The sequence below is a fragment of the Variovorax ginsengisoli genome (genome assembly GCF_030811835.1).
GTDB lineage: Bacteria > Pseudomonadota > Gammaproteobacteria > Burkholderiales > Burkholderiaceae_C > Variovorax > Variovorax ginsengisoli_C.
In genome coordinates, this window is the sequence record NZ_JAUSRO010000029.1 from 1 (window position 1) to 10756 (window position 10756).

The window sequence follows — 10756 nt, forward strand, 5'->3', positions numbered from 1 at the left end:
ACGTCGCCGCTGACGTCGGTCTGCAGCGGGAAGGACACCTCCGGTATGCGCACCGTCCAGGCCTGGCGCACGCTCAGCAGCGCCGCGTTGACCGGTGGCAGGTCCACCGGCTTGGGCTTTTCAGGGCTCGAGCACGCCGCCAGCCCCGCCAGCACGAGCGCCGACAGGCCAGCGCGCAGCAAGGATCGGCCGCGAGAAGACCGACCGGAGGAAAGAGAAATCTTCTGATTCATGAGTGCAATCACTTGGAAGTGGGAGCCGTGGCAGGCGTGACGACCACGGTGGGCGTCAGGCTCTTCGGGTCGACGCCAACCGCATTCAGCTTGACCTCCACCAGCCGGCGGTAATCGCTTTGCGGCTCGAAACCGCTCCAGGCCTTGCCGTACTCGGCCTTGGCTTCATCGCGTTTGCCCTGCGCCATGTAGACGTCGCCCTTGCGATCGGCCACCAGTGCGTCGAATTCCTTGGGCACCGGCGCCGCCAACTGCTTGAGCGCTTCGTCGTAGGACTTGGCATCCAGCAGTTCGGCGGCCAGGCGCAGGCGGGCGATCGCCTGATAGCCGGGGTCGACCGCATGTTCGGCCACCCAGGTCAGGGCGGCGCGCGACCCCTCTTCCTTGCCCTTGTCGCGCAAGGTCTTGGCTGCCAGCAAGCCGGCCTGCTGCGCATAGGCGGTGCCGGCAAAGCGGCTCTTCATTTCGCCGAGCGCGCGCTCGATGCGATCGGCATCGCCCGCCGTGGCACTTCGCTCGATCTCGTCATAAAGGGCGGAAGCCTGCGTGGCCTTGTTGCGCTGGTAGTACTGCCAGCCGTTCCACGCCATGAAGGCGCCCGCGGCAATCAGCACGATCCAGGTGATCAAGGTGCCGTACGTGTTCCAGAAATGCTTGAGCTGGTCGAGCTGTTCCTGTTCTTCGAGGTCGAGATGAGTTGCCATGCGCTGTCAGTGAAAGGGAACCGGCGATTGTAGGGTGGCCGCCCAGGCGGCCACGTCGGAGAGCACACGGGCGGTCTGGGCACCGCTGCCATCACGCAGCGCCTTGATGGTGACCTCGCCGCGCGCCAACTCATCGGCGCCGAAGATCAGCGCGTACGGTGCACCGCTGGCATCGGCTTTCTTCATCTGCGCCTTGAAGCTGCTCAGGCCGTCCGCGGTGGCCGCATGCATCTGCACGCTGACACCCGACTCGCGCAGCGCCTGCAGGGTACGCAGGACGACCGGCATCGATGCCGCATCGGGCACCACGGCATAGGCCGTGGGCACGGGCGCGGCCACGGCGGCGCCCTGCTCCTTGAGCAGATCGAGCACCCGTTCGACGCCCATCGCCCATCCCACCGCAGGTGCCGGCTTGCCGCCGATTTGCGCGATCAGGTCGTCGTAGCGGCCACCTGCGCACACGGTGCCCTGCGCGCCCAGCCGGTCGGTCACGAACTCGAAGACGCTGAGGTTGTAGTAGTCCAGGCCGCGTACGAGGCGCGGATTGATCGTGAAGGCGATGTCGTTCGCGCGCAGGATGGCCTGCAGCCCCTCGAAGTGCGCGAGCGACTCGGCACCGAGAAAGTCGATCAGCTTCGGTGCCGCCTCGACCACCTCCTTCATCGCCGGGTTCTTGGTGTCCAGGATGCGCAACGGGTTGCTGTGCAGGCGGCGCTTGCCGTCCTCATCGAGCTTGTCGGCGTGCTGCTCGAAGTGGGCGATGAGCTGTGCGCGATGCTGTGCACGTTCTGCCGGCTGTCCCAGGCTGTTGAGTTCCAGGCGCACGTCGGTCAGACCGATCGCCTTCCACAGCGCATTCGCCAGCAGGATGAGTTCCGCATCCACGTCGGGGCCGGCAAAACCCAGGGCCTCGGCACCGATCTGGTGGAACTGGCGATAGCGCCCGCGCTGCGGCTTTTCGCGACGAAACATCGGGCCTGTGTACCAGAGGCGCTTGGGACCGTCGTATAGCATGTTGTGCTCGATGACGGCGCGCACCAGGCCGGCTGTGTTCTCCGGTCGCATCGCCAGATGCTCGGCCTGGCCATGCTTGTCCGAACGGTCTTCGAAGGCGTACATCTCCTTCTCGACGATGTCGGTCACTTCGCCGATGCCACGCACGAACAGCGCCGTGTGCTCCAGGATCGGCGTACGGACGTTGCGATACGCAAAACGGCCCATCAGCTCGCGTACGGTGGCTTCGAGCCATTCCCAGCGCGCCGACTCAGGCGGCAGGATGTCGTTCATGCCTTTGACGGCATTCAATTTGTCGGCCATGGATTCGCAGAAAAAAAGGTTCAGACGGCTTCGGCGGTCTGTGCCTGACCGAAGCGTTTGTCGATGTAGCGCTCGACGAGCTCGTGGAATTCGGCGGCGATGTTGTCGCCGCGCAGGGTCAACGCCTTCTCGCCATCGATGAAGACGGGTGCAGCCGGTGCCTCGCCGGTACCCGGCAGGCTGATGCCGATGTCCGCATGCTTGCTCTCGCCAGGACCGTTGACGATGCAGCCCATCACGGCCACCTTGAGTGTTTCGACACCCGGATACTTCTTGCGCCACACCGGCATCTGCTGGCGCAGGAAATCATCGATGGTCTTGGCCAGTTCCTGGAACGTGCTGCTGGTGGTGCGCCCGCAACCCGGACAGGCCGTCACGCTCGGCACGAACACGCGCAGGCCGAGCGCCTGAAGAATCTCGTTGGCAATCACGACTTCCTGCGTGCGCGCCTCGCCCGGCTGCGGCGTGAGCGATACACGGATGGTGTCGCCGATGCCTTCCTGCAACAGGACCGACAGTGCCGTGGCCGACGCCACCGTGCCCTTGGTGCCCATGCCGGCTTCGGTCAGGCCCAGGTGCAGCGGGTAGCTGCAGCGTTTGGCCAGTTCACGGTAGACCGAAATCAGGTCCTGCACGCCGCTCACCTTGCAGCTGAGGATGATCTGGTCGCCGTTCATGCCCATCGATTCGGCAAGCTTCGCGGAATCGATGGCCGAGCTCACAAGCGCCTCGTACATCACCGACTTGGCGCCCCAGGGCGTAGCACGCCGGCTGTTGACGTCCATCAGATGGGCCAGCAGTTCCTGGTCGAGGCTGCCCCAGTTCACGCCGATGCGCACCGGCTTGTTCCAGCGCATCGCGGCCTCGATCATCTGCCCGAACTGCTTGTCCTTCTTGTCGCCCTTGCCCACGTTGCCTGGGTTGATGCGGTACTTGCTGAGCGCCTCGGCACAGGCCGGATAGTCGGTCAGCAGGCGGTGGCCGTTGTAGTGGAAGTCGCCGATCAGCGGCACGTCGATGCCCATGCGGTCAAGCTGCTCGCGGATGTAGGGCACCTGCGCGGCAGCCTCGGGCGTGTTGACGGTGATGCGAACCATCTCCGAGCCTGCAATCGCCAATTCCTTGACCTGGATGGCGGTGCCGATGGCATCGACCGTGTCGGTGTTGGTCATCGACTGAACGCGCACCGGCGCGTCACCGCCGACCGTGACGATCCGCGGCCCCCAGACGACCCGCGCCTGGCGCGAGCGGCGTGCGGCAGGCGCGGCCGGCTCGATGGGGAACGGGTCGGTCACGGGATCGTTCATGGTTTCACCTCGAAACGTGCAACACCGCCGGACTTGGTGACCGACGCCAGATCGAAAGGTTTGCCCTGCACCTGCACGCTCATGCCCGATGCGCGGCCGACGACCACCGACAGCGGCAGCTTGCCCGACAGGCCGACGGTTTCACCCGCCTTGATCGTGCGGCGCAGGAGCTGCTTGCCGCCGGCTTCGGTGACGGTGACCCAGGAGTCTTCGCGCGCCACGAAGACCACCGCGTCACTGCTGGCAGGCACTGCGGCGGCCGGCGCGGCGGGCTCGGTCGCGGCAGGGGCTGCCGGCGCTGGCGGAGCGCTCGGCTCGACCGCCGCGACGGCGGGCTCGACCACCGTGCCGGGCGGTGGGGCCTCGCCGGGTGGCAGGCCACCCGTGGACGAAGCCTTGTCCTGGCTGGAAGTGATGCGCGACACCGTCGCACCCAGGCGTTCGAACACCGACGAAGGCAACCAAAGCAATGCGGCGGCGCCCACCAACAACAGCGCCACGAAAATCCACACCGCGCGCGACGGTTGCCAGCTTGCACCCCGGCCCGAGCGCGGCGCGCCCGACCGGATATGCGAACTGATGGTCTGGTCGGCATCGGCCAGGCCTGGGCGTACGGCGCCCGGGAGCTTGGCAAGCACCGGGGCCGGATCGATGTGCAGGGCACGAGCGACGCTCGCCGCCAGTGCACGTGCGAACACCGGATCGGGCAGCGCGGCGATGTCGTCGTCCTCGAGCGACTGCAACTTCTTGACGGGCACCTTGAGGGCTGCAGCAACGACATCGATCTGCAGGCCGTGCGCTTCGCGCGCCTGGCGCAGCATGTCGCCGGCGGTCAGGGGTTGGGTATCGCCTGCAACCGTCGGTTGCTCGGAAGATGCAGCAAATTCGCTGGCCCGTTCAATCATTGAAATTCCCGCGTTCGTACGCAATAGCTTCCCGCGACTGCGGAAAACGCCGCTGCAACCGAGCCCCAAGCTCGGCCATCGTTTCGCGGCGGTTGAGTTTGTTGTCGACCCGGATGCCGAGCCATAGCGTTTCGGCGTTCGCCGACGATCCGTCGTTGACTCGGCGAATATAGGCGTCGGCACCGGTCAGGTCGCCTTTGGCTTCAGCCAACTGCGCCAAGTGGAATCCGGTCACCGGATCGTTGGCGTCGAGCGCACGCGCCCGCAACAGGCTGCGCTCGGCGGCTTCGGCCTGCCCGGCGCGTTGCAGGCAGATGCCCGAGGTCATCCAGGTACGGGCCGGCTGCGCGTAGCCCGGTACGGCGAGCGCCCGCTGGAAAAAACCCTCTGCATCGCTATAGCGCCCCTGCTCGCAGCGCAGCCATCCCACGTTGTGCAGAGTATTGGGGTCCTGCGGCGCGATGGCGAGTGCCTGGCGAAAACTGTCTTCCGCCAATGCGGTGTCTGCCACCTGCATGGCGATCAGCCCGCGGACGTTGTAGCCGTCGGCATAGGCGGGGTCGAGCACCAGCGCCTGATTGATTTCTTGCAGCGCCACGCTGGTCTGGCCTTGCTGGGAGTAACCGATCGCAAGCTCGAGCCGGATGCGGGCGCGCTGACGGTCCGCCAGGGGATCGGCTCCCGCCTGCCGATCGCCGACGGTGCGCGACGGGCTGGTGGACACGCAGCCCCCCAGCAGCGCGGCGAGAACCACCAGGGCGGCCAGCAGCAGCGCCGGAAGCGTCCGCGTGCGCGCGCCCGGAGAAACTGTCGTCATCGCCTCAATGCTCCTGCGGCGACACCGGCTTGCGAGCGGCACCGACCGGATGAAGCATCACGGTGCGGCGCTGCGCCATCCGTTCGGCCGCATGGGTACGGTCTTTGACGTCGCCGGCCAGCTGGCCGCAAGCCGCATCGATGTCGTCCCCGCGGGTCTTGCGCACGGTGGTCACAATGCCGGCCTCGCTCAACGCCTTGGCAAAGGCCAACACGCGCGGCTGGGGCGAGCGCAGCAGGCCCGACGCCGGGAACGGGTTGAAGGGAATCAGATTGAACTTGCAAGAAACGCCCGTCGAGCGCACCAGGTCCACCAGCTCCTTGGCATGCGCAGGCTGGTCGTTCACGCCGTCGAGCATGCAGTATTCGAAGGTGATGAAGTCGCGCGGCGCGTGCGCGAGGTAGCGCTTGCAGGCGTCGAGCAACTCGGCGATGGGGTACTTGCGGTTGAGCGGCACCAGGTCGTCGCGCAGCGCGTCGTTGGGCGCGTGCAGCGACACGGCCAGCGCGACCGGACAATCGGCGCCCAAGCGGTCCATCATCGGCACCACGCCGGACGTCGACACCGTCACGCGACGGCGCGACAGGCCATAGGCGTTGTCGTCGAGCATGGTGCGCAAGGCAGGCACCAGCGCACTGTAGTTCTGCAGCGGTTCGCCCATGCCCATCATCACGACGTTGGAGATGACGCGCTCGCTGCGCTGGAGGTGCTTGCGAAGGAAGTGCTCGGCGAACCAGAGCTGGGCAACGATCTCGCCAGTGGTCAGGTTGCGACTGAAGCCTTGGTGGCCGGTCGAGCAGAAACGGCAGCCGACGGCACAACCGGCCTGGGACGACACGCACAAGGTGCCTCTGTCGTCCTCGGGAATGAAAACGGCTTCGACGGCATTGCCGTCGCCCACGTCGAACAGCCACTTGATGGTGCCGTCGGCCGATTCGTGTTGGGTGATGACCGTCAGGGCCTCGACCCGGGCCGTGGTCGCGAGCTTCTCGCGCAGCGACTTGGCCAGATCGGTCATCTGCGCGAAATCGCTGGCGCCCCGCTGGTGGATCCAACGGAACAGCTGCGTCGCGCGGAAACGCTTTTCACCCAGCCGTTCGCAGAACGCGGCCAGGCCTTCCAGATCGAACTCGAGCAGGTTGGCCGTGGTCGTCATTGCGTTGGGCGGGTTCAACCTCAGCGTGCGTAGACGTTGAGGCCAGCGAAGAAGAACGAGATTTCGTTCGCTGCGGTTTCAGGAGCGTCCGAGCCGTGCACGGCATTGGCGTCGATGCTGTCGGCGAAGTCGGCGCGGATCGTGCCGGCATCGGCCTTCTTCGGGTCGGTGGCGCCCATCAGGTCACGGTTCTTGGCGATGGCGTTCTCGCCTTCGAGCACTTGCACGAACACGGGGCCGGAGATCATGAACTCGACCAGGTCCTTGAAGAAAGGACGTGCGCTGTGCACGGCGTAGAACTGTTCGGCTTCGGCGCGCGACAGTTGCACCAGCTTGGCAGCGGCGATCTTCAGGCCAGCTGCTTCGAAGCGGGAGACGATCTTGCCGATGACGTTCTTGGCGACGGCGTCGGGCTTGATGATGGAGAGGGTGCGTTCGATTGCCATTGAAATGCTTCCTGAGCAGTTGATTTGAGGACTTTCGCCGCGGCTGCAACACCAGGTTGCACAGCCTTGACAAAGCCAGCGATTTTAACCGGCGCGGCCTCCAGAGCTCATGAAGAGACCGTGAAAGACCGCAGCCGATCGGGAAAGTTCAGCGTCCGCGGCGGCGCTTGGCGCCCGGGCCGCCGGAATTGCCGCCACCCGGGCCACCGCCCGGGCGCCGCGGCGCCTGCCGCTGCTCCTTGCGCTGGCGAGAGAAGCTGTCCGCACCAATGTAGCCCAGCGAGGTCTTCATCGGGTCGGGCTGGTTGGCACCGCCTGGCTGACGATCATCGCCCTGGCGCTTGCCAGCCTGGCCCTGGCGGTCGCCACGGACGTTGTCGTTGCCGCGCCGGCCCTGCGGCGGCGCGCCCGGCGGACCGTTGCGCCCGCGATTGCCACCACCACCACCCGCGCCCGCATTGCCGCGCCGCTGTGGACTGTTACGGTTGGTCCGCCCCCCACCCTCGCCCGGGCCTCGGGGGCCCGGCGCGCTGCGTGGTTGCCGTTCGGCCAGGCCGCCGGCGGCATCGAACAGTTGTCGAATGTCACGGTCGTCGAGCTCCATCCAGGCACCGCGCTTGAGGCCCCGCGGCAACAGCATCGCGCCGTAGCGGATGCGGATGAGTCGGCTGACCGCATGGCCGACCGACTCGAACAGCCGACGCACTTCGCGGTTGCGCCCTTCGGAGATGGTCACCTTGTACCAATGGTTGGAGCCTTCGCCGCCGCCCTCCTCGATGCTGCCGAACTGGGCCATGCCATCGTCCAGACGCACGCCCTCGAGCAGCTTCTTCTTCTCTTCGGCATTGAGCGCGCCGAGCACCCGCACGGCGTACTCGCGTTCCAGGCCGAAGCGCGGATGCATGAGCTGGTTGGCGAGCTCGCCCGAACTCGTGAACAGAAGCAAGCCTTCGGTGTTGAGGTCGAGGCGGCCCACCGACTGCCACTTGCCCTGTTGCAGGCGCGGCAGCTTGCGGAACACGGTCGGGCGATTCTGCGGGTCGTCGTTCGTCACCACTTCGCCCGTGGGCTTGTGGTACGCGATGACGCGCGGCGGTGGCGGCGCGATCCGGTAGCGGATCGGTTTGCCGTTGATCTTGACCTGATCGCCGTACTGGATGCGCTGGCCGATGTGGGCCGGTTCGTTGTTCACCGAAATGCGGCCCTGCAGGATGAGGGCCTCCATTTCCAGCCGCGAACCCAGACCGGCCTGTGCCAGCACCTTGTGCAGCTTGGGCGAATCGGCCTCCGGTAACAGCACCCGCTTGAGCGGCGGCACTTCCGGACTGTCTTCGTCGGCATCGAACTGGCCGGAGATCACGTCGGCGAAGCGGATGGGCTGCGGCGGCGGCGCGTTGCGCTGGGCCTTGTCTGCGGCACGGCGGGCACGGTCGAGGTCATCCTCCTCTTCGTCAGGCTCCTCTTCGTCTTCCTCGTCCTCCTCTGCCTGCGCCTCTTCGGTCCGCTCGTCATCGCCACGCACATCGGCGACGGGCGCCGGTGCTGCGGCCGCCTGCACCGGCGCAGCGGCGACGGGTTCGGGCACGGATGCGGTCTCGACCGCATCCGCCTGGGCGACCCCCTCGGTGGCCGTCGCGTCTGTCGACACAGCGTCCGCCTTGGGCTTGCGGGGACGGCGCTTGCGCGGTGCGGCCGCTTCAGGCGTCTCGGACGCAGGCACGTCGCTGACTGGAAGATCGGCCGGCAGCGAGGCCGCGTCGTCGGGTTCGGAGGAGCTCATGATGGATTTCCGGGTGGGACGGCAGGGGCGCCGGCCTTGTCTTCAGGCGCAACACCCCAAGCGGTGTCAGGGGCTGACGGCGCTTCAGGAGAAGAAGGCGCGTCGGTGGAGTCTGGGATCGGTTCGGCCGGCAGATTGGCTGGCAGATCGGCGGGCGGGTCTGCTGGTGCATCCATCGGCAAGGCCGTCTGCGCCGCGTTGTCGCCCGCAGCCTCGGCGAGGGCGTCGAGCAGCGCGTTCTGGTGCGCGGGGGTCTCGATCACCGGCAACTGGTCGAGCGAGGCCAGGCCCAGGTCGTCCAGGAACTGGCGCGTGGTCGCAAACAGGGCGGGCCGGCCGACCGTCTCGCGATGGCCGATGACCTCGACCCAGTTGCGGTCTTCGAGCTGCTTGATGATCATCGAATTGATGGTCACGCCGCGAATGTCTTCCATGTCGCCGCGCGTGACTGGCTGGCGGTACGCAATGATGGCGAGCGTTTCCAGCGCGGCGCGCGTGTAGCGCGGCGGTTTTTCGGGATGCAGGCGGTCGAGGTGGTCGCGCATTTCCGGACGGCTCTGGAAACGCCATCCGGTGCCCACGCTCACGAGCTCCAGACCGCGTTGCGTCCAGTCGTCCTGCAGTTCGAGCAGCAGTGCCTTGAGGGTGTCGGCGCCGAGTTCGTCGTCGAACAGGACGCGCATGTCGCGCACCGACAAGGGTTGCGACGAACAGATCAAGGCGGTTTCGAGAATGCGCTTGGCATCCGCCGTATTCATGGTTCGCGTAATCCGGGATAAGGCGCCAGCGGCGCACGTTCAGAGAGATGAGAGAGAAGCGGGAGGCGCTGCCGGCACGTGGCGGGTTCAACGCGAGGTCGGCACGAGCGGCCGACGGGGCCCCAGGGGCCATCAGTCCCGATTGTAATCCAGACCCCACTCGCGCAGGCCATGGGCCAGATCCGTCGGCAGCGGCGCGCGGAATTCGAGCGCCTCCTGCGTCACGGGATGCACGAAGGCAAGCCTGAAAGCGTGCAGCGCCTGTCGCGTCAACCCGGCGGCGGCATGACCACCGTACAGCGTGTCGGCCACCAGCGGATGGCCGATCGACGCCATGTGCACGCGGATCTGGTGCGTGCGACCCGTTTCGAGCGTGCAGCGCACCACACACCCCTCGTCGCAGTCGTCCAGCCGCTCGATGCGCGTGCGCGCGAGCTTGCCGGGATGGCGCTCCAGATCGACCACCGCCATGCGCAGGCGATTGCGCGGATCGCGGCCGATGGGCGCATCGACCTGGCGCGCGCGCGGCCCGTCCCAGGGCTTGTGGGCCATGGCGACGTACTGGCGCGTGACGTCGCGCGCTGCGATCAGGGCGACCAGGGCGTCCATGGTGGCGCGCGTGCGCGCCACGACCATCAGGCCGCTGGTGTCGCGATCGAGCCGGTGCACGATACCCGCACGCGGCAGCAGCACGGCCTTGGGGTCGAGTGCGAGCAGCCCGTTGAGCAAGGTGCCGCTCCAGTGACCGGGCGCCGGATGCACCACCAGGCCAGCGGGCTTGTTGATCACGCGCAGGTGCTCGTCCTCGAAAACCACATCGATCGGCATGGCTTCGGGCTTGAACGCCTGGCTCTGCGGCGTCGGGCGCAGCTCGATGCGGCCAGACGCGCCAGCGCGCACCGTGGCAGAAACCTTGGTGACCACGCGGCCTTGCAGTTCCACCACGCCAGCTTCTATCAATTGCTGAAGATAGCTGCGAGACAGTTCGGGCACCAGTTCGGCGAGCGCACGGTCCAGGCGCAGGCCATGCTGTCCGACGCCGACCACGAAGGCGCGCAGTTCGCTGGGCTCGGCAAGGTCGGCACCCTCCTCCACGTCGGGCGCGTCCGCGCCGTCCCGGGCTGCGAGCGGGGCCGCAGGCGCGGCGGGCCCGCCGTGGGAGGCGGTCGATATAATCGGGGGCAGTTGTTTCAAGAAAGCTTCATTTGATGTTTCGCTCCAAATTATCGGTTGTCCCTGGCTGGCTGGCGCTGTGCGCCACCGCATGGCTGGTGGCCGGTTGCTCGACCAGCAAGGTCGACGAGACGGCAAACTGGAGTCCCAACAAGATCTA

The 10756-nt window shown here is 66.8% G+C and carries 10 protein-coding genes and 1 pseudogene; all 11 read right to left on the reverse strand.

The window, feature by feature from the left end:
- Nucleotides 1-233: pseudogene (locus tag J2W36_RS26300) on the reverse strand (hypothetical protein); the annotation flags it as partial.
- 8 nt (nucleotides 234-241) lie between these two features.
- Nucleotides 242-937, reverse strand: a complete 696-nt coding sequence (locus tag J2W36_RS26305; RefSeq protein ID WP_307692749.1) for a YfgM family protein — start codon at nucleotides 935-937, stop codon at nucleotides 242-244.
- Between the two features lie 6 nt (nucleotides 938-943).
- Complete coding sequence (gene hisS, locus J2W36_RS26310; RefSeq protein WP_307692750.1) at nucleotides 944-2254, reverse strand: histidine--tRNA ligase; 1311 nt, start codon at nucleotides 2252-2254, stop codon at nucleotides 944-946.
- A gap of 20 nt (nucleotides 2255-2274) precedes the next feature.
- The gene (gene ispG, locus J2W36_RS26315) at nucleotides 2275-3561 is read right to left on the reverse strand and encodes a flavodoxin-dependent (E)-4-hydroxy-3-methylbut-2-enyl-diphosphate synthase (RefSeq protein ID WP_307692751.1); all 1287 of its coding nucleotides are present in this window, start codon (nucleotides 3559-3561) and stop codon (nucleotides 2275-2277) included.
- The gene (locus tag J2W36_RS26320; RefSeq protein WP_307692752.1) at nucleotides 3558-4466 is read right to left on the reverse strand and encodes a helix-turn-helix domain-containing protein; all 909 of its coding nucleotides are present in this window, start codon (nucleotides 4464-4466) and stop codon (nucleotides 3558-3560) included. The genes ispG and J2W36_RS26320 overlap by 4 nt, the downstream gene beginning before the upstream one ends.
- Nucleotides 4459-5283, reverse strand: a complete 825-nt coding sequence (gene pilW, locus J2W36_RS26325; RefSeq protein WP_307692753.1) for a type IV pilus biogenesis/stability protein PilW — start codon at nucleotides 5281-5283, stop codon at nucleotides 4459-4461. The genes J2W36_RS26320 and pilW overlap by 8 nt, the downstream gene beginning before the upstream one ends.
- 4 nt (nucleotides 5284-5287) lie before the next feature.
- Nucleotides 5288-6439, reverse strand: a complete 1152-nt coding sequence (gene rlmN / locus J2W36_RS26330) for a dual-specificity RNA methyltransferase RlmN (protein WP_307692754.1) — start codon at nucleotides 6437-6439, stop codon at nucleotides 5288-5290.
- A 20-nt stretch (nucleotides 6440-6459) separates the two neighbouring features.
- Nucleotides 6460-6885 (reverse strand): nucleoside-diphosphate kinase, encoded by a 426-nt coding sequence (ndk, locus tag J2W36_RS26335; RefSeq protein WP_307692755.1) that lies wholly within the window; start codon nucleotides 6883-6885, stop codon nucleotides 6460-6462.
- Between the two features lie 148 nt (nucleotides 6886-7033).
- Nucleotides 7034-8665, reverse strand: a complete 1632-nt coding sequence (locus tag J2W36_RS26340) for a pseudouridine synthase (RefSeq protein WP_307692756.1) — start codon at nucleotides 8663-8665, stop codon at nucleotides 7034-7036.
- Entirely contained in the window at nucleotides 8662-9423 is a 762-nt protein-coding gene (gene scpB / locus J2W36_RS26345) for an SMC-Scp complex subunit ScpB (RefSeq protein ID WP_307692757.1), read from the reverse strand. Before scpB ends, J2W36_RS26340 begins: the two co-directional genes overlap by 4 nt.
- A gap of 132 nt (nucleotides 9424-9555) precedes the next feature.
- Nucleotides 9556-10518 carry an RluA family pseudouridine synthase gene (locus J2W36_RS26350; protein ID WP_307692758.1) on the reverse strand — a complete coding sequence of 321 codons (963 nt, stop codon included), beginning with the start codon at nucleotides 10516-10518 and terminating at the stop codon, nucleotides 9556-9558.
- Nucleotides 10519-10756: the final 238 nt, after the last annotated feature.

What these genes read in the sequence shown, in the direction of transcription:
- J2W36_RS26305 (WP_307692749.1), bottom strand. Translation starts at nt 937, where the DNA reads ATGGCAACTCATCTCGACCTCGAAGAACAGGAACAGCTCGACCAGCTC.
- hisS (WP_307692750.1), bottom strand. Translation starts at nt 2,254, where the DNA reads ATGGCCGACAAATTGAATGCCGTCAAAGGCATGAACGACATCCTGCCG.
- ispG (WP_307692751.1), bottom strand. Translation starts at nt 3,561, where the DNA reads ATGAACGATCCCGTGACCGACCCGTTCCCCATCGAGCCGGCCGCGCCT.
- J2W36_RS26320 (WP_307692752.1), bottom strand. Translation starts at nt 4,466, where the DNA reads ATGATTGAACGGGCCAGCGAATTTGCTGCATCTTCCGAGCAACCGACG.
- pilW (WP_307692753.1), bottom strand. Translation starts at nt 5,283, where the DNA reads ATGACGACAGTTTCTCCGGGCGCGCGCACGCGGACGCTTCCGGCGCTG.
- rlmN (WP_307692754.1), bottom strand. Translation starts at nt 6,439, where the DNA reads ATGACGACCACGGCCAACCTGCTCGAGTTCGATCTGGAAGGCCTGGCC.
- ndk (WP_307692755.1), bottom strand. Translation starts at nt 6,885, where the DNA reads ATGGCAATCGAACGCACCCTCTCCATCATCAAGCCCGACGCCGTCGCC.
- J2W36_RS26340 (WP_307692756.1), bottom strand. Translation starts at nt 8,665, where the DNA reads ATGAGCTCCTCCGAACCCGACGACGCGGCCTCGCTGCCGGCCGATCTT.
- scpB (WP_307692757.1), bottom strand. Translation starts at nt 9,423, where the DNA reads ATGAATACGGCGGATGCCAAGCGCATTCTCGAAACCGCCTTGATCTGT.